At 58.4% G+C, this 25771-nt stretch carries 33 protein-coding genes; 10 read left to right on the top strand and 23 right to left on the bottom strand.

Annotated elements, in window-relative coordinates:
• The first annotated feature begins 36 nt into the window (after positions 1–36).
• Positions 37–636, top strand: coding sequence for a TetR/AcrR family transcriptional regulator (locus TU74_RS06805; RefSeq protein WP_047294450.1), 600 nt, complete (start codon positions 37–39; stop codon positions 634–636).
• 21 nt (positions 637–657) lie between these two features.
• Here TU74_RS06805 and TU74_RS06800 read toward each other — a convergent pair whose 3' ends face one another.
• The 8 genes from TU74_RS06800 to puuE all read right to left on the bottom strand — a co-directional run bounded on the left by TU74_RS06800 (position 658) and on the right by puuE (position 8611).
• A complete protein-coding gene (locus TU74_RS06800) occupies positions 658–1443 on the bottom strand; it encodes an outer membrane protein OmpK (RefSeq protein WP_047275848.1) in 786 nt (261 codons plus the stop codon).
• A 346-nt stretch (positions 1444–1789) separates the two neighbouring features.
• On the bottom strand, positions 1790–2575 hold the full coding sequence (locus TU74_RS06795) for an outer membrane protein OmpK (protein ID WP_047294448.1): 786 nt from the start codon (positions 2573–2575) through the stop codon (positions 1790–1792).
• A gap of 90 nt (positions 2576–2665) precedes the next feature.
• On the bottom strand, positions 2666–4030 hold the full coding sequence (locus tag TU74_RS06790) for a nucleobase:cation symporter-2 family protein (protein WP_047275844.1): 1365 nt from the start codon (positions 4028–4030) through the stop codon (positions 2666–2668).
• Positions 4031–4186: 156 nt separating this feature from the next.
• Positions 4187–5476 (bottom strand): urate hydroxylase PuuD, encoded by a 1290-nt coding sequence (locus TU74_RS06785; protein ID WP_048375700.1) that lies wholly within the window; start codon positions 5474–5476, stop codon positions 4187–4189.
• A 48-nt stretch (positions 5477–5524) separates the two neighbouring features.
• A complete protein-coding gene (locus TU74_RS06780) occupies positions 5525–6028 on the bottom strand; it encodes an ureidoglycolate lyase (protein WP_047276214.1) in 504 nt (167 codons plus the stop codon).
• An 84-nt stretch (positions 6029–6112) separates the two neighbouring features.
• Positions 6113–7108: an allantoicase gene (gene alc, locus TU74_RS06775; protein ID WP_047275838.1), complete on the bottom strand. Its 996-nt coding sequence runs from the start codon at positions 7106–7108 to the stop codon at positions 6113–6115.
• A 61-nt stretch (positions 7109–7169) separates the two neighbouring features.
• Positions 7170–7685, bottom strand: coding sequence for a 2-oxo-4-hydroxy-4-carboxy-5-ureidoimidazoline decarboxylase (gene uraD / locus TU74_RS06770; protein ID WP_048375698.1), 516 nt, complete (start codon positions 7683–7685; stop codon positions 7170–7172).
• On the bottom strand, positions 7682–8611 hold the full coding sequence (puuE, locus tag TU74_RS06765) for an allantoinase PuuE (protein WP_047275835.1): 930 nt from the start codon (positions 8609–8611) through the stop codon (positions 7682–7684). Before puuE ends, uraD begins: the two co-directional genes overlap by 4 nt.
• A 409-nt stretch (positions 8612–9020) precedes the next feature.
• Between puuE and uraH the strand changes: the two genes are divergently transcribed.
• The gene (gene uraH, locus TU74_RS06760; RefSeq protein ID WP_047275833.1) at positions 9021–9374 is read left to right on the top strand and encodes a hydroxyisourate hydrolase; all 354 of its coding nucleotides are present in this window, start codon (positions 9021–9023) and stop codon (positions 9372–9374) included.
• 49 nt (positions 9375–9423) lie between these two features.
• Here uraH and TU74_RS23085 read toward each other — a convergent pair whose 3' ends face one another.
• The 5 genes from TU74_RS23085 to TU74_RS06740 all read right to left on the bottom strand — a co-directional run bounded on the left by TU74_RS23085 (position 9424) and on the right by TU74_RS06740 (position 14197).
• Positions 9424–10557, bottom strand: a complete 1134-nt coding sequence (locus tag TU74_RS23085) for a hypothetical protein (protein ID WP_139145754.1) — start codon at positions 10555–10557, stop codon at positions 9424–9426.
• Positions 10541–11338, bottom strand: coding sequence for a phosphatidylinositol-specific phospholipase C domain-containing protein (locus TU74_RS24100; RefSeq protein WP_157315139.1), 798 nt, complete (start codon positions 11336–11338; stop codon positions 10541–10543). The genes TU74_RS23085 and TU74_RS24100 overlap by 17 nt, the downstream gene beginning before the upstream one ends.
• Before the next feature lie 187 nt (positions 11339–11525).
• A complete protein-coding gene (locus TU74_RS06750) occupies positions 11526–12152 on the bottom strand; it encodes a LysE family translocator (RefSeq protein ID WP_047294444.1) in 627 nt (208 codons plus the stop codon).
• Between the two features lie 59 nt (positions 12153–12211).
• A complete protein-coding gene (locus TU74_RS06745; protein WP_047275827.1) occupies positions 12212–13561 on the bottom strand; it encodes an NCS2 family permease in 1350 nt (449 codons plus the stop codon).
• 189 nt (positions 13562–13750) lie between these two features.
• Positions 13751–14197: a MarR family winged helix-turn-helix transcriptional regulator gene (locus tag TU74_RS06740; RefSeq protein WP_047276219.1), complete on the bottom strand. Its 447-nt coding sequence runs from the start codon at positions 14195–14197 to the stop codon at positions 13751–13753.
• 82 nt (positions 14198–14279) lie between these two features.
• Between TU74_RS06740 and TU74_RS06735 the strand changes: the two genes are divergently transcribed.
• Complete coding sequence (locus TU74_RS06735; protein ID WP_047275823.1) at positions 14280–15446, top strand: aminotransferase-like domain-containing protein; 1167 nt, start codon at positions 14280–14282, stop codon at positions 15444–15446.
• Positions 15447–15456: 10 nt separating this feature from the next.
• Entirely contained in the window at positions 15457–16059 is a 603-nt protein-coding gene (locus TU74_RS06730; protein ID WP_047275822.1) for a glutathione S-transferase family protein, read from the top strand.
• A 107-nt stretch (positions 16060–16166) separates the two neighbouring features.
• Here TU74_RS06730 and TU74_RS06725 read toward each other — a convergent pair whose 3' ends face one another.
• On the bottom strand, positions 16167–16538 hold the full coding sequence (locus TU74_RS06725) for a glutathione S-transferase N-terminal domain-containing protein (RefSeq protein ID WP_047275820.1): 372 nt from the start codon (positions 16536–16538) through the stop codon (positions 16167–16169).
• A 99-nt stretch (positions 16539–16637) separates the two neighbouring features.
• On the bottom strand, positions 16638–17183 hold the full coding sequence (gene folE / locus TU74_RS06720; RefSeq protein WP_047276193.1) for a GTP cyclohydrolase I FolE: 546 nt from the start codon (positions 17181–17183) through the stop codon (positions 16638–16640).
• Between the two features lie 216 nt (positions 17184–17399).
• Here folE and TU74_RS23945 point away from each other — a divergent pair, with 216 nt between their 5' ends.
• The 3 genes from TU74_RS23945 to TU74_RS06705 are packed head-to-tail and all read left to right on the top strand — an operon-like array spanning position 17400 to position 18304.
• The gene (locus TU74_RS23945) at positions 17400–17708 is read left to right on the top strand and encodes a hypothetical protein (RefSeq protein ID WP_139145753.1); all 309 of its coding nucleotides are present in this window, start codon (positions 17400–17402) and stop codon (positions 17706–17708) included.
• Entirely contained in the window at positions 17702–18034 is a 333-nt protein-coding gene (locus TU74_RS24985) for an HNH endonuclease signature motif containing protein (RefSeq protein ID WP_048375693.1), read from the top strand. The genes TU74_RS23945 and TU74_RS24985 overlap by 7 nt, the downstream gene beginning before the upstream one ends.
• 6 nt (positions 18035–18040) lie before the next feature.
• Positions 18041–18304 (top strand): bacteriocin immunity protein, encoded by a 264-nt coding sequence (locus TU74_RS06705; RefSeq protein ID WP_048375692.1) that lies wholly within the window; start codon positions 18041–18043, stop codon positions 18302–18304.
• On the opposite strand, the gene TU74_RS06700 is transcribed toward TU74_RS06705, so the two are convergent.
• The 3 genes from TU74_RS06700 to TU74_RS06690 all read right to left on the bottom strand — a co-directional run bounded on the left by TU74_RS06700 (position 18305) and on the right by TU74_RS06690 (position 19865).
• Positions 18305–18550, bottom strand: coding sequence for a hypothetical protein (locus tag TU74_RS06700; RefSeq protein WP_053069969.1), 246 nt, complete (start codon positions 18548–18550; stop codon positions 18305–18307).
• 103 nt (positions 18551–18653) lie between these two features.
• On the bottom strand, positions 18654–18917 hold the full coding sequence (locus TU74_RS06695) for a hypothetical protein (protein WP_047294024.1): 264 nt from the start codon (positions 18915–18917) through the stop codon (positions 18654–18656).
• Between the two features lie 9 nt (positions 18918–18926).
• Complete coding sequence (locus tag TU74_RS06690) at positions 18927–19865, bottom strand: MobA/MobL family protein (protein WP_241485548.1); 939 nt, start codon at positions 19863–19865, stop codon at positions 18927–18929.
• Positions 19866–20341: 476 nt separating this feature from the next.
• Here TU74_RS06690 and TU74_RS06685 point away from each other — a divergent pair, with 476 nt between their 5' ends.
• Together TU74_RS06685 and TU74_RS06680 are read left to right on the top strand one after the other, a co-directional pair.
• A complete protein-coding gene (locus TU74_RS06685; RefSeq protein WP_048375691.1) occupies positions 20342–20602 on the top strand; it encodes a hypothetical protein in 261 nt (86 codons plus the stop codon).
• A gap of 18 nt (positions 20603–20620) precedes the next feature.
• Positions 20621–20884 (top strand): hypothetical protein, encoded by a 264-nt coding sequence (locus TU74_RS06680; protein WP_053069967.1) that lies wholly within the window; start codon positions 20621–20623, stop codon positions 20882–20884.
• A gap of 15 nt (positions 20885–20899) precedes the next feature.
• Here the strand turns inward: TU74_RS06680 and TU74_RS06675 are convergent, their stop codons facing one another.
• The 3 genes from TU74_RS06675 to TU74_RS06665 all read right to left on the bottom strand — a co-directional run bounded on the left by TU74_RS06675 (position 20900) and on the right by TU74_RS06665 (position 22580).
• A complete protein-coding gene (locus tag TU74_RS06675) occupies positions 20900–21457 on the bottom strand; it encodes a Smr/MutS family protein (RefSeq protein WP_048375688.1) in 558 nt (185 codons plus the stop codon).
• A gap of 63 nt (positions 21458–21520) precedes the next feature.
• Positions 21521–21841, bottom strand: a complete 321-nt coding sequence (locus TU74_RS06670) for a hypothetical protein (protein WP_047276221.1) — start codon at positions 21839–21841, stop codon at positions 21521–21523.
• A 148-nt stretch (positions 21842–21989) separates the two neighbouring features.
• Positions 21990–22580 (bottom strand): cysteine hydrolase family protein, encoded by a 591-nt coding sequence (locus tag TU74_RS06665; RefSeq protein WP_047276223.1) that lies wholly within the window; start codon positions 22578–22580, stop codon positions 21990–21992.
• A gap of 260 nt (positions 22581–22840) precedes the next feature.
• Between TU74_RS06665 and prmB the strand changes: the two genes are divergently transcribed.
• Positions 22841–23749: a 50S ribosomal protein L3 N(5)-glutamine methyltransferase gene (gene prmB, locus TU74_RS06660; protein ID WP_047280855.1), complete on the top strand. Its 909-nt coding sequence runs from the start codon at positions 22841–22843 to the stop codon at positions 23747–23749.
• A 71-nt stretch (positions 23750–23820) separates the two neighbouring features.
• On the opposite strand, the gene TU74_RS06655 is transcribed toward prmB, so the two are convergent.
• Complete coding sequence (locus tag TU74_RS06655) at positions 23821–24612, bottom strand: hypothetical protein (RefSeq protein WP_047294021.1); 792 nt, start codon at positions 24610–24612, stop codon at positions 23821–23823.
• A 97-nt stretch (positions 24613–24709) separates the two neighbouring features.
• A complete protein-coding gene (locus TU74_RS06650; protein ID WP_047275810.1) occupies positions 24710–25675 on the bottom strand; it encodes an alpha/beta hydrolase in 966 nt (321 codons plus the stop codon).
• Positions 25676–25771: the final 96 nt, after the last annotated feature.

Raw genomic sequence — 25771 nt, 5'->3', positions numbered from 1 at the left:
ACATACGCGGCGTATCTCAACATGCAGGAGGTCGACATGGCGCCCAAAGCGCGTGCACAAATGATAGAAGAAACCCGCAACAAGTTGCTGGAGGCGGGGCGACAGGCCTTCGGCTCGGTGGGGTACGCGCAAACGTCGATGGATGAACTGACGGCCTCGGCAGGGTTGACCCGGGGTGCGCTCTATCACCACTTTGGGGACAAGAAGGGGCTGTTGCAGGCGGTTGTGCAGCAGGTCGACGCCGAGCTGGACGCGCAACTGGCGCAGGTGTCTGAGCAGGCAGCCAGTGAGTGGGAAGGCTTCAGGGGGCGCTGCCGGGTGTTTCTGGAAATGGCCACGCATATCGAGGTGCAACGCATCATGTTGCGCGATGCGCCCTCGGTGCTGGGTTCCGAATACCTGCAGAGCAGCCAGTCGGCGTGCAGTGCGTCGCTGGCGACCATGTTGCGCGACCTGATGGACACGCACGTGATTCAAGACACCGACCCCGAAGCGCTGGCGCGTTTGATTCAGGGCGGGTTGATGGATGCATCGTTCTGGATCGCCGCCGATCACCAACCGCCACAGCGCCTGACAGCGGCGCTGGACAGTCTCGACTTGATGTTGCGCGGGGTATTGCGGGCGCCTCAGCCGTAGCGGCAGGCCGAGGCCCGTGCATCAGAAGTGGTACTTGACCAACAGGCTGGCGGTGTCCTGATTGGTTTTGAATGAACCGCTGTCTTCGATGCCGTACTTGTTCTTCCAGTAGTCGTACTCGATACCGACGTACAGCTGCTTGGCGCCCCAGTTCAACGCTTTGCCCAGGTCGTATTTGACCTGCGGGTTGAAGTGCAGGTTGGCGTGGTAGGTGCCGCGCGAATTCTGGTCGTTGTCGACCACCCAGTCCATGTAGCCGTCGATCAGCACATCGGAATTGCCCAGTGGCAGGGTGTAGGACCACACCGGGGTGATCTGCCACACGCCCTTGCCGGGGCGATTGCCTTCGGGGAAGCGCTGGTAGAAGTTCAGCTGGAAGTAATCGAAGCCGGGCACGTTCAGGTCGAAGCCCGGGCCGATCAGGTAGGCCTCGGTGTCGCCTTCGCCGAACTCGTAGGTCATGGCCAGCAACACGTCTTTGATTGGGCCGAACTCAAACGTCTGGTCAAAGATTTTGCCGAAGGACAGCCGTGGCGTGAACTCACCGTAATAGGTGTTCGGGCCGACGTTGCCGTCTTCTTTGCCGTTATAAAAGATGCGGTCGAGAAAGAAGAAGTTATCGCCGTACTTCCAGCTGTCTGCGTGTTCGAAGGTCAGGGTCTGTTGAATCGACGGATTGACCTGAAAGTTCTTGCCCCACAAGTAAGTCAGGCTGTTGGTCTGCCATTGCAACAGGTCGCCAGCAACGGCCGGGGCCCCGCCCAGCAAGCTCCCCGCGAGCATCAGGCCGGTCAGTGTGCGCTTCATTCGGTTGCTCCAAAAAATAAGTGTTTCGCAGTGAATGGAACGCAGTGCTCGATGTTGGCACTTTGGTTCCGTGTTTAAAAGTTGGCTCTTCGGTCAACTTTATGAGCCTGAGCAAGTCTTGGGCCACACCTGACAAATGGCCAAGGAACATCCCTCGGCTGCCATGGGCAGTTGAGTCCTAAGTTACGTAACTACTTGATCTGACTGAATTAAGTTGGCTTTAAAGTCAGCTTCTAAACAGCGCCCGTATCAGAGCGCGGCGCAGAATACTGGCTCTGCCTGCGGTACTCAAGCGTTGCGTCACCGCCGTTGGGCGGACGGTGACGCAACGTGCACTGAAAAAGCGCTAGAAGTGGAACTTGACCAATGCACTGGCCGTGTTCTGGTTGGTGTCCAGGCGGCTGCTGTTTTCAATCCCGTATTTGTTCTTCCAGTAGCTGTACTCGAGCCCGACATACAGCTGCTTCTCGCCGATGTTCAGCGCCTTGCCCAGGTCGTATTTAACCTGTGGGTTGAAATGCAGGTTGGCGTGGTAGGTGCCGCGCGAATTGCGGTCGTTGTCGACCACCCAGTCCATGTAGCCGTCGATCAGCACGTTGGAACGACCCGCCGGGATGGTGTAGGAAAACGACGGCGTGATCTGCCACACGCCTGTCCCCGGCCGTGGGCCTTCGGTGTGGCGACGATAGAAGTTGAGGGTGAAATAGTTGAAGCCGGGCACGGCCAGGTCGAAACCGGGGCCGATCAGGTAGGCCTCGCTGTCGCCTTCGCCGTACTCATAGGTCATGGCCAGTAGCACGTCCTTGATCGGGCCGAACGCCAGCGTGCGGTCCAAGATCTTGCCGAACGACAGGCGGGGGCTGAATTCGCCGTAGTAGGTGTGCGGGCCTTTGTTGCGGTCGGGTTTGCCGTTGTAAAAGATGCGGTCGACGAACAGGAAGTTATCGCCGTACTTCCATTTGTCTGCGTGTTCAAAGGTTACGGTTTGCTGGATGGACGGGTTGATCGCAAAGTTTTTGCCATACAGGTAGGTGAGGCTGTTGGTCTGCCACAGAAACAGATCCCCGGCCATGGCCTGACCGGCAGCCAATAACCCACCCGCGAGCGTAGCGCCCCAGTGTATGCACTTCATGGGTAACTCCTTTTTTATTATGTTTTCAGAGCTGAAGCCCCTCACCCTGAGCGTCTCCGGCAGGAGGCGTGCAGGGTGAGGGTGAGTCCATCAATGCTGGTGCACGTGGCCACTCAAGGCGGCGCGTTCGGCCCCGCCCAGCACGTTGAACAGCAGATTGAGGCAGACCGCGCTGACGGCGGCCATGGCGATACCGCTGTGGGTGATTGGACCCATCCACAGTGGCAAGTGGGCGAAGAACTCAGGGCGCACGACAGGGATCAGGCCCATGCCGATGCTCACGGCCACCAGCAACTGGTTGCGGCGGTCAGCGATGTCGGCTTCCTGAAGGATCTTGATGCCGGTGGCGGCGACCATGCCGAACATGGCAATTGCCGCGCCACCCAGAACCGCAGGCGGAATCGAGGCCACCAGGAACGCAGCCTTGGGCAGCAGGCTCAGGGTGATCAGGAACGCCCCGGCCATGATGGTCACTGAGCGGCAGCGCACGCCGGTCATTTGCACCAGACCGATGTTTTGCGCAAAGGAGGAGTGGGTGAAGGTGTTGAAGAAACCGGCAATAAACGAGGCGCCGGCGTCACACAGCAAGCCGCGGCGCAGCATGCGCGGGGTGACTTCCTGACCGGTGATTTTGCCCAGGGCCAAAAACATCCCGGTGGACTCGACGAAAATGATCACCACCACCAGGCACATGGAGAGGATCGGCGCCAGATGGAACTCCGGCATGCCGAAATGCAGCGGCGTCACCACTTGAAACCAGGGGGCGTTGCCGATGCCGGTCAGGTCGACCATGCCGATGGCCCCGGACAGGACGTAGCCCAGTGCCATGCCGATCAGCACGGAAATATTGACCCAGAACCCGCGCATGAAACGGTTGATCAGCAAGATGGTGCCCAGCACCAGCGCGGCGATGCACAGAAAGACCGGTGAACCGAACTGCGCAGCGGCACTGCCGCCACCGGCCCAGTTCACGGCGACCGGGAACAGCGACAGGCCAATGGACGTAATCACGGTGCCGGTCACCAGAGGCGGGAAGAAACGCACCACTTTGGACATGAACGGCGCAATGACCATGCCGAAGAAACCTGCCGCAATGGTGGCCCCGAAGATGCCGGTCATGCCGATGCCGGGCATGCCGGCCATGGCCACCATGCTGCCCACAGCGGCGAAGCTGGCGCCCATCATCACGGGCATTCGAATGCCCATCGGACCGATGCCCAGCGATTGCACAATGGTTGCGATCCCCGCCACCAGCAGGTCGGCGTTGATCAGAAAAGCAATTTCCTCACGACTCAGGCCAGCGGCTTGTCCGATGATCAGGGGCACGGCAACGGCGCCACCGTACATCAGCAACACGTGCTGCAAACCCACCAGAATCAATTGCAACAGCGGTAGCCGCTGCATGGGCGGCGGGGCGGTCACGGCGGGTATGCGCGGTTCGGTTAGATCGGACATGCAACACCTCGGTCATTTTTATTGTTGTGAACTAGTGGTGTGGTTTTGTAGCCGCTACCGAAGACTGCGACAGACCCGACAGACTGCAAAACGCATCGGATCGGGCGCCCTTCAAGGGCGGTCGCAGTCTTCGGTAGCGGCCACAACGTGTGTGAATCAGTTAGTTTGGGCTCCTGTGTTGATCCAGGAACCGATGAGTTCACGCTCTTGTTGGGTCATTTGCGTAATGTTGCCCAACGGCATGATTTGACTGGCGACAGCCTGTGCCTGAATGCGCGGTGCCATCAGCTTGATCTGTTGCGCGGTGTCAAACATCACCCCGCCAGGCGCTGCACTGAACAGCGGGCTGGTGGGGGTGGCGGAGTGGCACACGGTGCAGCGTTCTTGAATCACGGCATGCACCTTTTCAAAATCAATCGTCGCAACCGGGGTTGCCGCCGCTGCGGGAGCGGTCACTGGCGCCGGGTTGGCGTCGGGCTTGGCGCCGCTGACAGCGGTTTGCGGAATCGGCTGGTACTTGATGACTTTGGCGGTTTCAGGTGCGGTCGGCGCCGTGTTCGGGCCTGTCACGTAGGCCAGGCAGATCATGCCCAATGCAGCGACCGGTAAGGTCCAGGCATATTTGTGGCTGTCGTGGCGGGTGTTGAAGTAGTGGCGAACCAGCACGGCCAATACGGCGATCCCGGCCAGAATCAACCAGTTGTACTGGCTGCCGTAGGTGCTCGGGAAGTGGTTGCTGATCATGATGAACAGCACCGGCAAGGTGAAGTAGTTGTTGTGACGTGAACGCAGCAAGCCTTTGGCCGGGAGCGCCGGGTCAGGGGTGCGGCCTTCCTGGATGGCTGCCACCAGCGCGCGTTGGGCGGGCATGATGATGCGGAACACGTTACCAACCATGATGGTGCCGATGATGGCGCCCACATGCAGGTACGCGCCACGGCCGCTGAACACTTTGCTCAGGCCGAACGCCGCAGCGACCAGCAGCACGAACAGGATAAAACCGAGCAACGCCGGGCGTTTGCCGAGGGCGGAGTCGCACAGAAAGTCGTAAACGAACCAACCGGCAATCAACGAACCGATACCAATGGCCACCGCTTCAGGCCCGCTCAGGGTGCTGCCGGGGGCAATCAGGTACAACGCCGGGTTGAAGTAAAACACCAGGCAGAGCAGGGCGATCCCTGACATCCAGGTGAAGTAGGCTTCCCATTTAAACCAGTGCAGGTTTTCCGGCATGGAGGGAGGTGCCAGTTTGTATTTTTCGAGGTGATAGATACCGCCGCCGTGGATGGCCCACAGATCGCCCGACAGGCCGTCCTTGGGGTTGACGCGGTTGAGGTTGTTTTCCAGCCAGACAAAGTAAAACGACGCACCGATCCAGGCCACGCCAGTGATCATATGAATCCAGCGCACGCTCAGATTCAGCCATTCCATCAAATGTGCTTCCACAGTCTTTACCTCTACCCGTCGCTCTTTTTTGAGCGTTTGGGCCTTCTCTTATTGGTGGGGGGCGAGGATCAGCAACTCATCCTCTTTAAAGAAATGCTCATCGCAGTTATTGCCTGTGCCACTGCGATCAACCACCAGGAAGTCATCCCGCTTTTCGATCGTCAGCACCGGGTGGTGCCAGACGCCGCGATGGTAATTAATGCCCTGCCTGCCGTTGGTGACGAAGGCGCGGACCAAGCCTGATACAGGTTCATCGCCAACTGGCGCGACCACGATCAGAAAGGGGTGGCCGAGCAGCGGAATAAAAGCCTGGCTGCCCAACGGATGCCGCTCCAGCATGCGCACGGTGAACGGCATGTCCTGCGCGTCGGCGCGGAAAATGCTGATGATCGCCTTGTCTTCTGGAGTGGCTGTTTCAACTTCGGCCAGACGATGGAAGCGCATGGTCGAACCGTTATTGATCATGAAGTGATCGCTGCCGTCGGTTTCGATCACGTCACCGAAAGGGGCGAATGCTTCTTTGCTCAAGGGTTCAATCGTTAAAGTGCGCATGGTCTGTCTTCTTGTTCTGGTTTCTGTGGTGTGTTGCAGGTGTCGTCGCTGCCGCAGGCTGCGGCAGCGACGACAGGTCCAGCCTTACTTCGCGACTTTGCCCAGTACACGCAGGCGGCTGACACCGCCGTCCGGGAACAGGTTGAGGCGAATGTGGGTGATCGGGCCCAGGTCCTTCAGTTGTTCGCTGTAGGTGTGCTCGGCGTGCATTTCCATCTTCTGGCTCGGCAGCAGCTCACGCCAGAACAGGCTCTGGGTTTCGATCTGGCTGTCGGTGCCGCCTTTGACGTAGGCGCCCTGGATCGAGCAGCTGTCCGGGTAGTTGCCTTTGAAGTGCAGGGTGTCGACGATGATTTTTTCGATCTCGCCCGGGTGGCCCAGCGCCACGATGACCCAGTCGTTGCCCGGTGTGCGACGGCGGGCGGTTTCCCAGCCATCGCCCATGTTGATGCCACGGCCCGGGTTGAGGATGTTGCTCATTCGGCCGAAGTGTTCGTCGGAGCAGGCCAGGGCACGACCACCGTTGAGGGCGGCCGCCAGGTCAACCTGTTCGTTGTCGCCGATCGAAGACCAGTCACGGAACGGCACGCCGTATACGCGTAGACGGGCTACGCCGCCGTCCGGGTAAATGTTGAAGCGCAGGTGGCTGAAGGCCTGATCGTTGCTGATTTCGTGGTAGTGGTGGCTGTTGCCTTGCAGTTCGACAGCGGACAGCACTTCAACCCACTGGGTGTGCTCGGTCGGTTCGCCTTCGGCCAGGAAGCAGGCTTCCAGCGAGGCCGACGGCGGGAAGTTGCCGGTGAAAAATGAGGTGTCGATGTCAACGCCTTTGATCGAGCCCGGAACGCCCAGGCGGATCACCGCACTGTCGTAGCCTTCAAAGCGCTTGCGGCGTGACTCCCAGCCGTCCATCCACTTGCCGTTGTCATCGAAAACGCCCTCCTTCCATACGGCCGGGGTCGGCTGGAACATGCGGTTGGCGTCGGCAAACCAATCATCGGTCACGGAGATGATTTTGGTACCCAGGCGGGCGTCGGCCAGGTTGACGAACTTCTCGAACGGTACGGCGTAAGCTTTCATTCTTCTTGTCTGCCTTTGAATAAGTGGCTGGAGATGCCTGGCCGGCGGGTGCCGGTTCGGCTTAGAGCTGGAGTAATCGGAACAGGGCTATTTTGTTGATTTCTGCCAACGCGCATCTGAACTCGGCGTCTGCCGGGTTATGGATGCGGGTTTCGAACGCGGCGAGGATCTGGTGCCGGTCGCTGCCTTTTACCGCCATGATGAAGGGAAACTTGAACTTGGCCTTGTAGGCCTCGTTCAGCTCGGTGAAGCGTTGGAACTCTTCGGCCGCGCATTGGTGAATACCGGCGCCAGCCTGTTCATGGGTGCTGGCTTCGGTCAGTTGGCCCTGGACGGCCGCTTTGCCGGCCAGGTCCGGGTGAGCGTTGATCAGTGCCAGCTGGCTGGCGTGATCGGCGCTCAACAAAATGTCACTCATGCGCTGGTGCAGGTTTTCGATCTGGTCGACGCTGGCATCCAGGCCCAGGTCGTAGGCTTTTTCAGCGACCCACGGCGAGTGCTCGTAAATATCGGCAAAGGCTTCGACGAATGCTTCGCGGCTCAGGGTTGAAGGCGTGAGGGTCTTGAAGGTGCTCATCGGGCATTCTCTGCGGTAAACGGGTGAGTGGCTTGCCAGTGGCGGGCGATGTCGACACGGCGGGTGATCCACACGTGGTCATGGCCTTTGACGTACTCAATGAAGCGTTTGAGGGCGGCCAGGCGGGCAGGGCGGCCGATCAGGCGGCAGTGCAGCCCGATGGACAGCATTTTTGGCGACTCGGCACCTTCGGCGTAGAGCACGTCGAAGGCGTCCTTGAGGTACTGAAAGAATTGCTCGCCGTTATTGAAGCCCTGGACCTGGGTGAAGCGCATGTCATTGGTGTCCAGCGTGTACGGGATCACCAGGTGCGGTTTGCCGGTCGGGTTGTTGGGTTCCCAGTACGGCAGGTCATCGTCATAGGTGTCGCAGTCGTACAGGAATCCGCCTTCTTCCATCACCAGGCGCCGGGTATTGGGGCCGGTGCGACCGGTGTACCAGCCCAGCGGACGTTCGCCGCTGATTTCAGTCAGGATGCGGATGGCTTCGAGCATGTGTTCACGCTCCTGGGCCTCATCCATGTACTGGTAGTCGATCCAGCGGTAGCCGTGGCTGCAAATCTCGTGGCCGGCCGCAACCATGGCCTTGATCACCTGCGGGTGACGTTGGGCTGCCATGGCCACGGCAAATACCGTCAACGGCAGGTCGAATTCCTTGAACAGCTTGAGAATCCGCCACACGCCGACGCGGCTGCCGTACTCGTAAAGCGATTCCATGCTCATGTTGCGCTCGCCTTGCAGCGGTTGCGCCGAGACCATCTCCGAGAGGAAGGCTTCAGATTCTTTGTCACCGTGCAGAATGTTGCGCTCGCCGCCTTCTTCGTAATTGAGGACGAACGACAGGGCGATACGGGCGTTATTCGGCCAGTGCGGGTGAGGAGGGTTGGGACCGTAACCGATCAGGTCGCGTGGGTAATCAGCGCTCACTACAGTCTTCCTTATTATTCGTGTTGACAGTCGATCGGCCAGATCTGGCTTCACTGCGATGGCCTGATTGTATACAACTTAATAAACACTTTGTAAGCCTGATTTTTTGCTTTTTTAACATGAATTGTGCTCGAAGTGTACAAGCAAGAAACCTGCCTGATCGGTCATGGCGTGAATACAAAGTCGTGAAGAGCGGCGTCGTTGACAGGAAATAGCTGTGAGGCCACGTGAATCGGGGCCTGCGTAAATGTGTGATTTTAATTGTGTACAATTTTTTTGATAAATGTCTTAATTATGCCTTCGCTGCCGCCCCATCGTGCTCCACACGGGTGCAGCGGTCCTTTTTATCAACTGACTCCGGGAGGCGCGAGGCCTGCACGATCAACGATTCGGCAGGCGCGCAGAATCAATGGGACGTTTGACCACTCACGTTTTGGATGCCGCACACGGTTGCCCTGGCAGCTCGATCAAGGTCGAGTTGTTTCGGGTTGAAGGTTCACAGTTGGAACTGGTTGCCACGGCCCTGACCAACAGCGACGGTCGTTGCGACGCGCCGCTGCTGGAGGGTGATGATTACCGCTCCGGGGTGTATCAGGTGCAGTTCAGTGCGGGTGATTACTACCGTGCCCGCGGTGTGCAATTGCCCGAACCGGCCTTTCTGGATGTCGTGGTACTGCGCTTCGGCATCAATGCCGAGCAAGCGCACTACCACGTGCCTTTATTGATTTCGCCTTACAGCTATTCCACGTATCGCGGAAGCTAGTTTCACCCTGCGCATGTGGTTTTTTGCCCGCTCACACTGCGGGCTTTTTTTATTTCACGGCCATGGGATCAGGCCCTGGCAACCGTCTGCCGTGAATGCGCAATACGACGCGGATGAGGAGCCGCCAATTTGGGTCCTTGTTATCGCGGGCTTGTAATGTGAATTCACCGGTGTACTCCCCGATTCGCAGTGAACGGTTGTCACTGTGATGATATTCCACGCCGAAAAACAGACTCGCGCCTTCAGCGCAGTGTCGATAGTTATTCATGGGTGTTTTGCCGCAGGCACCGATTGACCGGTAGGCCCTGAGTTGTACCGTCGAGATCGAGCCTGAGGGACGGGTGACGCAAACGTTCAATGTGGTGTAGGGCGTATCGCTTGGCAGGTTGCTTAATTGAGTCGGCCCCACCGTTGGGTCTAACGCAACCACCCCGGATGGGCTTAATGCGGGTCGGGCAATTCTGATTTGGCCTTCAGAGAATGTTGAATCGCCCATGGAAGATTGTGAAAGTGAGATCAACTCAACGGAGCGCTTGCCCAAGCGTTGCCATTGTTTGTTGAGCATGGTGAAAACGAGAGAGTCGTTGCGCTTAATGGGGTAACGATGACCTCGGGGATCTGCGATCTCGGCGCTCAGTCGCGCATAGGAGGTGGCGTGAATGATCGCGCCTTCAGGCGCAGTGGTCGCAAGGAAAGCGGTTTTTACCCAGGCACCATCTGACAGTTTGTAAGTGACTGTCGGGTTAGTCAGCGTGGGCTGTGCAATTGAGACGTCTGTTGAGTCGGCGGGTTTATCCAGGATTGAATGTAATACCCAGTGACGACGTTCGCCGTTGTAAATAAATAACAGGCAAATGCCTTTGCACAGGGTTAAGTGCTCGACGTCAAGATCCAGGTTGCTGGCATTAATGATCGTATTTGATGTGGCGGTTGATCGAATCAGCAGTGTGTCCTTGTCCTGCACGTTACTGGGGAGAAAAAGTTCCCGGCACCAGTACCCGTCGGACAGTGTGAATATCAACGCCCGATAATGCCCCGGGATAATACCGTTTACAGCGGTGCTGTTCGCGGGTGTGAATTCGCGTGCGTTTCGTAATGCAGCCACTTTTACCCGGTTGGCATGTCGGCAATTGCCGACGATATAACTTCTTGTTGTCCAGTCAGTGTTAATGATCCAAAACATTTTGAATGTAACTGTGGATGTCTTTGGAGGCGAACCATTCGCTGATCTTGTCGGAAAAATCGTCCGGCGAAGGGATGGGTTTGTTGTATTTTGCGCATTGAATGGACCTGAGTTGACCTTGCGGCTTGGTTTCCAGGGCCACCGCGTCCATAAATGTTTTTAACTCACGGGTCGACGGAGAGAAATCTCCCTTCCAACGCTGGTTGACCCCGCCCCAAAATAAATGGTCACGTGCGCCTCTGTTATAGGCAATCACTGTGTTCATAGGGCCTATGGTCTGAATCTGTTTGAGCGTGAAGGGGCTGTAATAGGGTGCAATGAGTGTGTGCGCCCCCAGTGTCGATTTAATCAGTGCTTGAAGTTCGGCCTCTGCCGCAGGGGTGAAGTGGTCAAACGTGTGGAAGTCCAGAATCACCAGTTCTTTACCGCCCGTGCGCTGATGGAACCGGTTCACTTGATCCAGAATATCCCGTTTTATGTTTCTTCCGGATCGTATGTGGTGAACCAATTGAAAGCGTTCTTGCTGTGTGTTTGCCTTCGGGTCAAATTCAACGCGCAAATCCAGAACGCGAACGCCTCGAATCAGTTGGTTGAAGGGAGAATAGTCCTGGCAGGTTCCATACGTGGAGGTATAAAACGCTTGCAGGTCAACGCCGGAGTTATGAGTGCCTGGCAATATAAGGTCTTGAATTCTTAAATGCTGGATTTCGGGAGTTTTTGAAATCCAACGGTCCCAGTCATCTAATTCAGCGTCATTAATGTCAGTGTCAGTGTGTGGCATGGTTATGCACGTCCTTGTGGAGAAATATCCATCATGGAAATGCCGGCGTGCCCTTTCAAGTGTCAGAGTGTAGTGCGACGCTAACCATTGGTCACAGTGTGTGTAAGTTGAGTTTAATGCGCCGCTGTATGCAGTCAGGGAACAAGTCAGAAACGGGCTTCCTGACTTGTCGGGAACACGTTACAGATTAGCGACTCAACAGCGATGCAGTGCCTGCGACACTGAACAACCCGGCGCTGACCCGGTTGAACCAGCTCTGTCCTTTGCCGCTGCGCAAGTACCCCGCAGCCCCGTGTGCGCCCAGGCCGTAGGCCAGCTTGCAGAGCAAGTCGAGGACGGTCCAGGTCGCAATCATCACCCACAACTGATTAAGAAACGGTGCGTCAGGGTTGAGAAACTGCGGCAGGAAGGCGGCAAAGAACAAGATATCTTTCGGGTTGCTGGCGCCCAGCACAAACGCGCGCCCAAACAGTGCGCTAAAGCGCGGTTTAGGGGCGGCTTCAGGTACTGTGGTTGCTTGCGCGGGCAGGCGTGATTGCTTCCAGCTTTGCCACGCGAGGTAGAACAGGTAGAGCGCACCCACAATCTTGAGTGCGCTGAACAGTTGCTCCGAGGCCAGCAGCAGTGCGCCCAACCCCAGCGCCGATGCGCTCAGCAGGCAAATCGAGGCGAATACACCGCCCAGAAAAGCCGGGTACGAACGGCGCAGGCCGTAGTTCAAACTGTTGCTGATCATTAGTAACGACAACGGCCCCGGAATCAGGATTACCACCAATGCCGCGCTGCTGAACAGCAGCCAGGTTTCCAGACTCATCACTTCCTCCATGTCACAAGCACCCCGCACAGTGGCGGGGCAGGTTGATATCGCCGCGCTTACAGGTAAATAAACTTGGCGATGAAAATGGCGCACAGCACCCACAGGCTGATGGAAATGTCACGGTATTTGCCCGTGCCAGCCTTGAGTGCCACGTAGCTGATGAAGCCCAAGGCAATGCCATCGGCTACCGAAAACGTCAGCGGCATCATGATCATCGTCACAATGGCCGGGATGCAGTCGGTCGGCTCGTCCCAGTTGATGTGTTGCATGCCGCCCACCATCAGCATCGCGACGTAAATCAGGGCCCCGGCTGTGGCATAGGCGGGGATCATGCCTGCCAGCGGGGCGAAGAACATGGCCGCGACAAACAACACGCCCACGGTCACGGCGGTTAGCCCGGTGCGCCCGCCTGCCGCCACGCCAGCAGCACTTTCGACGTAGCTGGTCACAGGCGGAACACCGACCACCGCGCCGAATACGCTGGACGCGCTGTCGGCCTTGAGTGCGCGGGACAGGTTTTCGATTTTGCCGTCAGCCTTCACCAGCCCGGCACGTTGTGCCACGCCCATCAAGGTGCCTGCGGTGTCGAACATGTGGACAAACAGAAAGGCCAGTACCACGCTGATCATGCTGATGTTGAACACACCTTTGAGGTCCATGGCCATCCAGGTCGGCGCCAGGCTGGGGGGCGCAGACAGAATGCCGTTGTAATGCACCAGATCCAGGCCCCACCCGGCCAGCGTCACGGCGATGATGCTGATCAGGATGGCGCCAAACACGCGGTGATAGCTGAGCACGGCAATCATCAGGAAGCACACGGCGGCCAGCAGCGGCGCCGGGTCGCGCAAAGAGCCAAGTTTAATCAGGGTCGCCGGGCTGTCGACAATAATGCCCGAGGTTTTCAGGCCGATCAGGCCCAGGAACAGGCCGACGCCTGCACCCATGGCGTAACGCAAGCTGACGGGAATGCTGTTGAGCAACCATTCGCGGACACGCGACAGGGTTAATATCAGAAAAAGCACGCCTGAAACGAAAACGGCACCCAGCGCGGTCTCCCAGCTGTAGCCCATTGTCCCGACCACGGTGTAGGTAAAAAACGCGTTCAAACCCATGCCGGGTGCAAGGCCGACAGGCCAGTTGGCATACAGCCCCATCAGCAGGCTGCCCAGGGCGGCGGCAATGCACGTGGCAACAAAGGCGGCGCCATGGTTGATGCCCGCGTCGGCCATGATGTTCGGGTTGACGAAGATGATGTAAGCCATGGTGATGAAGGTGGTCAGCCCGGCGATCAACTCCGTTTTGACGGTGGTGCCATGCAGCGACAACTTGAACAGGCGCTCCAGCCAGCCACGTTGGGCGGGCGGCGAAAGATCCAGAGCAGGGGCGTTCGGTTTAGGGCTGTCCACGGTGATTTCCTCAGGCTTTTATTGTTTTTGAGCGCGCTGGTTGAGGCAAATGACGCAAGAAACGCAGCTTCCTGACCATTGAGTCAAGAAAGTGCGTGAGGTGAATTATGCTTTTGTATACAAATAAAGCAAATAATGTTTTCAGGATTGTGCGGGATTTAAATCGAAAAGGGTTGGGGCAGGGTGGGCTCAGGCCCGGGTTTGACGGCTTTGACCCAAGGCATGGTTGATTGCCAGCCATCCGTTGACCGCCTCTTCACCTTCTTGGGCGAAGACGCGCTGCAAGAGTTTGACTTGCTCACGGCGCAAGTTTCTTTCAAACCGCACCCCGTCCGGCGTTAGCTCCAGCAGGCGTTTGCGTTTGTCGGTCTCGGGCGCAACGCTGCGCACCAGATTCATGTCGATCAATTGGCGCAAGGGTGTGTTCAGCGCCTGCTTGCTCACGCCCAGCAAGGTCAGCAGCTCTTTGACGCTGACGCCGGGGTAATGGGCAATGAAAAATACGATGCGTTGATGCACCCGGCTGAGCCCGCGGCGGGCCAGCATTTCATCCGCCTTGGCGGTAAATGCTTGATAGCCAAAGAAGAAGGCTTGCATGGCGGCACGCTGAGTGATCGGATTTTTAAGGTCAAGCATATTGACGTATCTAGGCTGCGCGGCGTAATTTCGGTCAAGCAGTTTGACTTATTTCCAATTACTTCCGCTACCGGTGATCTGTATGGCCTTCTCCGAACGTGTTTCCCGCCTGAAAAGTTCTTTGATTCGCGAAATTCTGGCTGCGGCCCAACGTCCGGAAGTCATGTCGTTTGCCGGCGGTCTACCGGCCGAAGCAATGCTGCCCAAAGTCGACTGGACCGACATGCCAGCCTCGATGGGGCAATACGGCATGAGCGAAGGCGAGCCGGCCCTGCGTGAAGTGCTGGCGGCCGAAGCGCGTGCCCTGGGCGTTGAGTGCGACGCCAGCCAAGTGATGGTGCTCAGCGGTTCGCAGCAAGCCCTGGACCTGGCGGCCAAGCTGTACATCGACAAGGGCACCGAGATCATGCTCGAAGCGCCGACCTATCTGGCGGCCTTGCAGATCTTTCAACTGTTCGGCGCCCAGTGCCTGACCTTTCCTTTGCAAGCCGACGGCCCTGACCTGGCGGCGCTGCGCAGTGAACTGGAAAAACATTCGCCTGCGTTCATCTACCTGATCCCGACGTTCCAGAACCCTTCGGCCGTGCGCTACAGCGAAGCCAAGCGCGATGCCGTGGCGGCGCTGCTGGATGAGTTCGGCGTGACACTGATTGAAGACGAACCGTACCGTGAGCTGAATTTCGACGGCGGCAGTGCCACGCCGATTGTCAGCCGTCTGAAAAAGGCCAGCTGGATCTACACCGGTACGGTGTCCAAAACCCTGCTGCCGGGTCTGCGCGTGGGGTTCCTGATCGCCAGCCCTGATTTGTTCCCGCACTTGCTGCGCCTCAAGCAATCGGCGGATCTGCACACCAACCGCGTCGGGCAGTGGCAGGCCTTGCAGTGGATTGGCACTGAAAAAATGCGCAATCACCTGGCCGAGTTGCGTGACTTTTACCGCGTGCGTCGCGATGGCTTTCAGGCGGCGCTGCAAGAGCACTTCGCGGACCTGGCCGACTGGCACGTGCCGCAGGGCGGTTTGTTCTTCTGGCTCACCCTCAAGCAGCCGCTCGATACTCGCACCTTGCTCAAGCCGGCGCTGGAGCAAAATGTCGCGTTCATGCCGGGCGAACCGTTTTTTGCCGAGCCGGATCAACACATTGGCAGCTTGCGCCTGAACTTCAGCCACATCGATCCTGAGCGTTTGCATGAAGGCCTCAAGCGCCTGGCCAACGTTATTCGTCACGCACAAGCTGCACAGGCGGCTTAGAGGGTTTGCGATGCTTAAGGTTTATGGCGATTACAACTCGGGCAACTGCTACAAGATCAAGCTGATGCTGCACCTGTTGGGGCTTGAGTACGAATGGCAGTCAGTGGACATTCTCAACGGGGAGACGGAAACCCCGGCGTTCCTGGCGAAAAACCCTAACGGCAAAGTGCCTGTCCTTGAGCTTGAGGACGGTACGTGCCTGTGGGAATCCAACGCGATCCTCAACTACCTGGCGGACGGTAGCGAGTTCCTGCCGACCGAGCCGCGTTTGCGCACCCAAGTGCTGCAATGGCAGTTTTTCGAGCAGTACAGCCATGAACCTTATGTTGCCGTGGCGCGCTTCATTCAGTTCTACCTGGGGCTGCCCCAGGAGCGGCTTGAGGAGTACCGAAAATTGCAAAAGCGCGGGTACAAAGCGCTGGACGTCATGGAGCAGCAACTGGCCCGCACCCCGTATCTGGTGGGTGAGCACTATTCGATTGCTGATGTGACGCTGTATGCCTACACCCACGTGGCTCATCAGGGCGGGTTTGATCTGGCGGGTTACCCGAGCATTCAAGCCTGGTTACAACGGGTGGCCAGTCACCCGCGGCATGTAACGATGCTGGGCTGAACTGCCCGCACTGAAAAACCGGCCATGTGCCGGTTTTTTTGAGCCTGTGGCCGATACCCCAAAGGCCCGCAGCCTGCGAGCCTTAAGCCGCGAGTGGTGGCGGGGTGTCAGACGTTGGCGAAGCGGTTGTTCAGGTAGTCAATGATGACCTTGGATTCGTACATCCAGGTGGTCTTGCCACCTTCCTCAATACGCAGGCAAGGGACTTTGATCTTGCCGCCTTGCTCCAGCAGGGTTTGACGGTCCTGCTCATTGTTTTTCGCATCTCGCAAGGCCACTGGCACGTTCAGGCGGCGCAAGGTGCGGCGCGTCTTGACGCAAAACGGGCACGCGTGGAACTGGTACAGGGTCAGGCCTTGGGCGGCTTGATCAACCTGCGCCTGAGCGGTGGCAGGGCGCTGTTTTTTGCTGGGGCGGGTCAGGAAATCGCCAGCGATAATCAGCTGACCCAGGCCTACGCGGAGCGCTTTGATAAACACAGTAATAGCCTCATAGGCAAGAAAGAAGGCCCGCAGCTTACCTGAAATACGCGGGCGAAAAAAAACCGGCGATGAGCGCCGGTTTTTTGGGACGCGGGTTTACTTGATCAGGCTGAGAAACTCGCTGCGCGTCGCGGCATTGTCGCGAAACTCACCGAGCATCACCGACGTGATCATCGACGAGTTCTGCTTCTCGACACCGCGCATCATCATGCACATGTGCTTGGCTTCAATCACCACGGCCACACCCAGCGCGCCAGTGACTTGCAACACGGCATCGGCAATCTGGCGGCTGAGGTTTTCCTGGATCTGCAAGCGGCGAGCATACATATCAACGATACGTGCCACCTTCGACAGGCCCAGCACCTTGCCGCTCGGAATGTAAGCCACGTGGGCCTTGCCGATGAACGGCAACAGATGGTGTTCGCACAGCGAATACAACTCGATGTCCTTGACCAGCACCATTTCGCTGTTGTCAGAGCTGAACAAGGCACCGTTGGTGACTTCTTCCAGTGTTTGCTCATACCCGCGGCACAGGTACTGCATGGCTTTGGCTGCGCGCTTAGGCGTGTCCAGCAAGCCTTCGCGGGAGACGTCTTCGCCAAGCTGACCGAGGATGGCGGTGTAGTTTTGTTCCAATGTCACAGGGCTGTTTTCCATGTGGGTTTCGGAGGGGTACTCGATGTGCATGTACCCATATGAGGCGTTTCGGGGCGGAGCGGGCGGACGATGTCACAGAGGATGGCACGTTGACAGGCCGTTGCTCCCTGGCACTGACCCCCGATCGCGATCGGGTCCATGAGGGGGGTACCTTCATTTGGCGCACATAGTAGCTTAGGTCGGGCGATGGGTGCACGGGCAGTGAACATTCGTTCTGCCGTTATGGTTAGCGGTCGCCGTCTGGAGACTTCTGAGTTGATCCGCGCCTATGGCGAGCTGAAACCATTGGCACAACCAGAAGCCGAAAAAACGGCACATGGCGGCACCGCACTTGGCACACAGGATGTAGCCATGATCCTGACCGAGCTGAAGGCATTGCGGGAGGAAGTCGCTGAGCTTCGCCAAGCTATGCGCCTGATTGAGCACAAGCCGGAACCGGCACAGCCTGACACACTTGAAAGTGTGCCAAACAACACCCCGTTGCCTTGGTGGAAGCGGCCCCTATGGTGAAGCACTTCACTTGCAGGTGGTCACCCATCCCAACACAGATTGCTGACAGGCTGCGGGGGCGTGAATTCTCACGCTTCGATGATTTCCGAGAAGCATTCTGGACGGAAGTGGCGGCAGACCCTGAGTTAAGCAGCCAGTTTTCTGCTGCCAACAGACGTGTAATGCGCGGTGGCTCCTCCCCATTCGTGCAAGACACTGAGGCCGTGGGCGGGAGAAAAGTTCATGAGCTGCACCACATAGATAGGATTGCTGACGTGGGTGCCGTTTATGACGTGGACAACCTCAGAGCCAATACTCCGAAAAACCATATCGACCTTCACCGGTAACTACCTATGAAAAAGAGTATTTCCGACTACACCGAAGCTCAGTTCATTCGCTTTATGGAGGAGCTATTTGCTGCCAACGATAATGGTGCCTCGGACGAAGTCCTGGGTGAGTTTTTGGATCAGTTCAGGATAATTACAGAGCATCCTGATGGCACAGACTTGATTTATTACCCTGAAAACGGTGCGGATTACTCTGCCGAAGGCATAACCGAAACCGTGAAGAAATGGCGCGAAGCCAATAGCCTTCCTGGGTTTAAGGCAAGCCGCTAGCTAGTAGCCCTTCAGAATGCGGTATTGCCCGCGCTCGCCGTAGCCTTCGCCCTGGGTGTCAATCTCGGCGCACAGCCGCTTTTCAGGCCCGCACACGGTCAGCACAGCCTTGCCGCCTCGGGCCTCAAGGTTGGCCACCTCGGCCCGTAGCCTTGCTATTTTATCCGGTGAAGGCACTACCAGCAGCACGATGCCCAGGACAACCGCCAGCAGCAGCGCGGCTGTACCGGCCCACAGCGCCCCCATTGCCAGCTGAACGACGCCGCCGTTTGGCTCAAACGCTGCTCGGCCAGTTCGGCACGCCCTGCAACGCCATCCAATGCGTTTACAGCGGGCTTTACCGAGCCACCTAGGGTTTCACGACCTCATCACGAACAGCCGCCAGAGCACCGCTGACGGCTTCTGATACTGCAATGCGCGTTGCCTTTTCGATGATGAGTGCAGACGTCTTGCCCGCCATTTCCATCTCTCTCACGGCGGTGCGGGCCTGCTCGACTGTCTGCTCCAGCCCGGCCCGCTGGGCCTCCAGCCGCTCGATGGCCACCACTGCCGCCTGCTGCTGTTCCTGGGCTACGGCCATCAGGCCGAACAGTTCCTGTTCACTCACGCTCATTGCATCGGCTCACATACTGAAATCGGGGCCGCTGCGCCCACGTTTGACCGGCCCGGCATTACTCAAGGCCGCGTGTTTCTGGGCCTTCGCGGCCCGCTCTTGTTCCTGCGCCCGCTCCTGGGCAGCCTGCTCGGCGGCGCGCTCCTGGGCGACTCGCTGCGCCTCGGCAGTCAGACGTGCCCGTTCGGCCTCGATCCTCGCCGCCACGTCCTGGGACTGCTGGAACCGGGCCTTGAACGCCTCCAAGCCTGCGCTCGCCGCGCCGGTCGCCTGCTCGCGGGCCGCACGTTCGGCGCGGGCCTGCTCGATGTCGATGATTTGCGCCGATACCGCGCCCAGCTCGGCACGATCCGCGGTCAACTGGCGGCGGTCGTTGTTGGCCTGGAGCCGGGTGACAGTGCCCAGCGGGGCGCGCTGCTCGAACAGTGAGCGCCGGTCTACCCGCTCGGCGCTGCCTGCGCGCTCCAGTGCGTGGTTGGTGCGCGCCTCGATCATCGCCCGCACCCACTCGATTTCCTCCGGGCCGCGCTTCACGTCGTCCAGCTCGCGGGTCTTCTCGCCCAGCGCGCCGGACGGCTCAAGGCGGCGGGTGGTCATGAGGATGTGCGCGTGGTGGTTGCGCTGGTCGCCCTCCCGGTCGGGCGTGTGGACGGCCAGCGTCCCGGCTGTGCCGTAGCGGTCGGCCAGTGCCTGTGCGATGCCCAGGGTAAGCTCCCGACGCTGGGCCGGTGACAGCTCGGCGCGCAGGGCCACCAGTACCTCGCGGGCCACGCGGGCATTCTTGCGAACCTCGGCGGCCTCGGCCCGGTTCCACAGCTCGGCGGACGGCTGCGGGGCCATGCCCTCGGGCGAAAAACTGGCGACGTGCTGCCCATCCTGCCAGAGGTGATGCGGCCCAAAATTTCGGCCTACTACACGCCTGAGATGCTCCAGGAGCGAATTGCCCAATGCCCCCTCGATGCTGAGCTGGGCATCATGATTTGGGATATGGGCTGAAACTAGGGCACGTGCCTCAAACCTGGTTGCCCGCAAGCGAAGCGCGCAGGCCGCGGCGCGAAGGAGCGAAGCAGCCCTTGCACGGCCCTGAGGCTTTAAACGGCCTTAGAAGGGCGCACAGCGACTGGAGGGCCGCTCGATCTCCACTAGATCGCGGTACTTGCCTCCCCAGGCTAACGCGCTGCGCTTGTTGGGCGTCTGCCAGCACAGCGCCCTTCGGGCACTGCACTGACGATGGCTTCCAATCAGGCACAAATTTCGGGTTAAAGCGGAATGATTCCGGCTCCGGGTTCTCTCTTTTAAATATTGTTGTCCTTGTTTTTTCTTTTTTAAGCATGCTTAAGTATTTGATTTATTAGGACTTTATGCCTCTTATCAGGTACAGATTCCGGCTTTAAGAAGCTCGAGAATGGAATACCCAGCGCAATTTGGCCAATGATCCTAATCAGGACTCGACCTACCGTCTGCGCGTTGAGGCCCTGCAAAAGGTGATTGACGGTATCCCCCGTTTTAACTACTGGATCGCCCAGGCCACTAACGAACAGCATGCCCTGCAACAAGCCCGGCAACTGCAGGCGCTGGCGCAACAGCAAGCCGACTTGGCGCAGGAGCAGGCACGCGCCCTCGCTCTGCAAGAGCGACAGCAGCAGGCGGTAGCGCATCAGGAGCGCCAGGCCAGAGGGCAATGACTGTTTTGGATAGGTTTGGTGTTTGCTGCAATCGTGGCCGGGTGGGTCTGGCATCGGTTTATCCGTCACCGCTGCCCGTCATGTAAAAGCTTGAATGTTCACTGCACAGGGCAGGCAGAGCTGGATAGGTTCAAAGGCCGTATCAAAGTGCGAGAGAAAAATGCGCGCGGCACCAATACCCGTTTTATGAACACGACCTTTGTCATCAATCGCTATGACTACGCGTGTGACGAGTGCGACCACACGTGGTCCGAAAAGAAGAAAGAAGAGTTGGGGGCCTGAGCCAAACCGCGGCGGTTACTCGTCGCGGCCTTCCATCATGGTGCGTTTGAGCATCACATAGACCGCCCCTGCGCCGCCATGTTTGGCCTGGCACGAGCAAAAGCACAGTACCTTGGAGTGCTGGCGCAACCAGGTGTTGACGTGGCTCTTGATCATCGGGCGTTTGCCGTCAAGGCGTACGGCCTTGCCGTGGGTGACGCGCACGCAACGCACTTCCAGCTGGGTCGCTTCGGCCAAAAAGGCCCACAGTGTTTCGCGGGCTTTTTCAACGGTCATGCCGTGCAGGTCAAGGCTGCCTTCAAAGCTGATCTGCCCCAGTTTGAGCTTGCGCATCTGGCTTTCTTGCACGCCGTCCCGGGCCCAGTGCAGGTGATCTTCGGGGCCGACATCAATCACGAACTGATCGGACAAGCCGTCAATGATGGTCTCATTGCTGCGCACAATTGCGTTTTGCCGCAACTTGGCCAGTTGCGCGCGGTCGGCTTTGGGTTTGCCTGTGTCAGCGCGATCATGTTTGATCGGCTTTACGCCGCGGATTTCGTTTTTGAACAGGGAAAAGTCGTCGTCTTGCATGTCAGCCTCCGCGAAGGGGCGCCAGTTTACCGAAGTCGACGCCCCGCGTGCGGCAGATCTGCCTTAATCGTGTTTTTTCATCAAGTGTGCAGACATGCTCAGCCCAAGCGGTTGGCGCATGTAACGACGGCGCCGGCGCCACATCCATCCTCCAAGCCAGGTCACCAGCAAGCCCAGACCCGCGATCAAGGCCGCCCCGGCGGGGCTGGCGTTGAGTTCACCCAGGGCCGGTGAATGCCCGATCAGGCTTGCCAGACCGGTCAGTGTCATCAGCAGGCCACACAGCGTGATCAGCGCTGCAATCGTCAGTACAAAACGCGAACGCCAGTTGCTGGGGCCTTTGGGGCGTAAACGTCGCGCATCAAAACCATCGGAGATCTTCATTCCGATCTTTCCTTAAAGAGTATCGGGCCTTCGACCGGGAGAGTCGCATCTTGTTCCTGAATGGAATGGGAAATAGATGTGAGGTATGTAGGAAAGGGGTGTTACGGATAGGCGGTCAATATCAGCCGCCTATCAGTGGGGTGTCAGATCAAATCAGATCACGGGTGCGGGCGAGGGTGGCGAAGTTGTCGTTCATGATGGCCATCTCCGTACGCTGCACATCAACGGCCGGGATGATGCCGTCGCGGGTCGGCAGGTCGCGGGTGGCGCAGGCGTCTTCTACCAGGGTGCAGCGAAAGCCGTAGTCCTTGGCGGCACGCACCGTGGTGCTGACGCTGGAATGGCTCATGAACCCGCAGACGATCACATCCAGGGGGCCCAGGTTTTCCAGGGCTTTTTGCAATCCGGTGTCGTTGAAGGCATTGGGCATGCGCTTTTCGATAATCACCTCGTCGCCTTGTGGCTCCAGGCCTTTGATGAACGCACCGCGCTCGCCTTGCGGGTCAAACAGGCCGCCGACGGTGCCCAGATGACGGATATGAACCACGGGGCGTTTGGCTTTACGGGCGGCTTCGAGCAGCAAGGCGATGTTGGCGGTGGCTGCTGGCATGCCGGACAAGGCCAGAGGGCCTTCCAGGTACTCGTTTTGCGCATCGATGATCAACAGGCTGGCATTGTTCAGAGTGGCAGCGGCATAACCACGTCCGGTCAGTTGAAACATCGTTTTTAAAACAGGCATTCGGGGCTCCTTTGTGTGGGGCTTTTGCGACATTCTCCACTGACGGGACGGTTATGTGAATGGTCATTCTTGAAAACGGCGTGGATGCTGGGCTGTAGCCGTGTCAAGCGCTGTATTTGAGTCGTTGGAATGTCCCAAACCGTCCAGGTGCAGCGTTTGCGATGCGCGAATTGGCTCGCGGGGTCGACCGCCGGGCACAACTTTGGCCGCGCCGGGGTTTGGCTGATAGAATCATCGGTCGATTTTGAGGAGTAAGTCCGTTGATCACTTCCCGTCTGCGCACACTGCGCGACCATATTCGTTGGGCCGTCAGCCACTTTCATGGGGAAGAGCTGTTCTTCGGTCATGGCACCGACAATGCGTGGGACGAAGCCCGCCAACTGGTGCTGGGTGCGTTGAACCTGCCGTGGGAAATCGCTGACAGCTATCTGGACTGCCGTCTTGAAGATGATGAGCTGGTTAACCTGCAACATTTGTTGAAGCGTCGAATCGAAGAACGCATTCCGACCGCTTATTTGCTGGGCGAGGCCTGGTTCTGCGGGATGTCTTTCATCGTGGATGAGCGTGTGCTGATCCCGCGCTCGCCGATTGGCGAGTTGATTGAAAAACGGTTTGAACCGTGGCTGGGTGCCGAACCCGCCCGTATTCTGGATTTGTGCACGGGGTCGGGTTGTATCGGTATTGCCTGCGCCTATGAATTCCAGAACGCTGAAGTGGTGCTGGCGGACCTGTCGTTTGAAGCGCTGGAAGTGGCCAACCAGAACATTGAGCGTCACGGCGTCGATGAGCGTGTCTACACCGTGCAGGGCGACGGTTTTGAGGGGCTGCCGGGGCAGCGCTTCGACCTGATCGTGTCCAATCCGCCGTATGTGGATGCAGAAGATTTCGCCGATATGCCTGCTGAATACCAGCACGAACCCGAGCTTGGGTTGGCATGCGGAGACGATGGTTTGAACCTGGTGCGGCGCATGCTGGCCGAGGCGGCCGATCACTTGACCGACAAAGGCCTATTGATCGTGGAAGTGGGCAACAGCCAGGTGCACGTTGAATCGCTGTACCCGGAAGTTGATTTTGCCTGGCTCGACTTTGAGCGCGGCGGTCACGGCGTGTTCATGCTCACTGCCGAGCAATGCCGCGACCATCAGGCGCTGTTTGCCTCGCGAGTGTAGACCCCGAGCTGTTACTGGCGGCATCCGGCGGGCACGTGACGCCGCCGGTGCCGCCTGAAATCTGGGGCAGGTCAGCGGTGTGTTGCAATCCAGATCAACAGCCCGGCCTGAAACACGGCGAACGCCACCAGGCAGGTGATGGTGAAACGCAGCCCGGTGTCTTCGCGCTGGAACTTGCTGACTTTTTCTTCTTTCTCGCGCAGTTTGACTTCCTGTTCCTGCAAGGTTTGCTCGGCCTGTTGCAGCATTTGCGCGGCTTCAAGAATTTCCACGAACTGTACTTTTTCGGTGTTCCAGTTGTTCAGCAGCTCGCCCACCTGGACGCCTTCGATGCTGGCTTTCAAGTGTTGGGCATCGGCGTACACCACATCAAACCCATGCATGCGTAAAAAGTGATCGCGGCGCAGGCGCGTGTCTTCGTTCAATGCGTCCTTGCTGGCCAGCGGCATGCCGTCAACGCTGTATTTCGACCATTTTTTCTGGGCCCACAGAATGCCTTGAGCCATCAGGAAGCGGCCGATGCCACGGTTCCACGGTTCGACTTGCAGGCCGCTTTGCGGGCTGATGCTGACGCGTTGGGTGTCATGGTCGACCCAGATGTCGAGCTGGTTTTGTTCTTTGCGCACGCGCTGACCCGGCAACAGGATGCTCATGCGTAACAGGCTATGTTCTTTGTTATGGCGTTCGGCATAACCGAACTGCACGAAGCGCAGGGGGCGGCCGCCGGTATTGCGGTCAGTTTGCAGGGGGGCAAGCCGCAGCATTTTGAAATGCTCGGGTTGCACCTCCGCCCACGGGAGCGGTGGCGCTTCGGGGGTCGCCGGCTCTTGAGCTTCGGCGTTTTTTTGTGGGGTGTCGGTCATAACGGCAAAATCCTGTGCAAGCCCGGTATGCCGGCAAAGCAAAGGCTGCCGACATAGGCTTATCGGCCGTTATGCGCAGGACTGGAGGGTTGCCCGATCAGCGATCGATGACTTTAGTGATAAAGCGCACAATTCTGTCACCCAGTTCGCTGGATAATCGCTGGTTCGGATCGTTGTAGGACTGCACCTGACGTTTCATGTCCATCGGGACGATGCGCATGACATGGTTCATGCCCTCGATCAGTGCCAGGTCAGCGTCCGGCTTGGCGGCCTTGAGCAGTCGCGCGTCGTTGACGTCGACCTGAATGTCGTGGGTGCCCTGAATAATCAAGGCGGGCATTTTCAGAGCGGCGAATGCCTTGGCCGGGTCGTAACGCAGCAAGCTGATCAGGTAGGGTTGCACGCTGGGGCGGAAGATCACTTGCAACGCTTCGGGCACGTTGTCGTCAGTGCGGCCGCTTTCAAGGGTGTGGATCAGCTCAACGCTGCGTTGCAGCAGGCCGGGTGGCATGTTGTTGCGTTGCAGTTGTTCGCGCAACACTTGGCCCACGGGCCGCGCGGTCCCGGCGATGGAGATCACGCCTGCCGCGTCCATGGCTGGGGCTGCCAGGCTGGCAATCAGCGCGCCCTCGCTGTGGCCCAGCACGAACACATCCGCAAAGCGTGGATCGGCCTTGAGCAGGTTGCCCCACGCCACGGCGTCGGTGACGTATTGGTCAAGGTTGAGGGTGCGCTCGTCCGGGGCGGCGGGCTGGCTTTGGGCAATGCCGCGCTTGTCGAAGCGCACGCTGGCAATGTTATTTTGCGCAAGACGCCAGGCGAGTTTCTTCAGGCTGTCATTGCGTCCGCCCTGCGTGTTGTTGCCGTTGCGGTCAGTCGGACCCGAACCTGCAATGATCAGCACTACGGGCACCGGCTTGTCGCTTTTGGGCAATACCAGCGAGCCATACAGCGTGCCCGTAGGCGTGTTCAGCTCGATGGGGCGCAACAGCACGGAAGGGGACGCAGCATTCGCCACGCCACTGAAGAGGGTGAGTACCACAAGCAGAATCCTGAACATCATTTCGCCATCTATGACTGAGTGCCGGTTGGACAGACCCGGATGAATAAGGTTCGAGGATGAACTACTGGGGCAGCCTGCGTATACTGGCGCGCTTAG

Source organism: Pseudomonas lundensis, assembly GCF_001042985.1.
GTDB classification, from domain to species: domain Bacteria; phylum Pseudomonadota; class Gammaproteobacteria; order Pseudomonadales; family Pseudomonadaceae; genus Aquipseudomonas; species Aquipseudomonas lundensis.
This window is presented reverse-complemented; position numbering and strand designations above follow the sequence as displayed.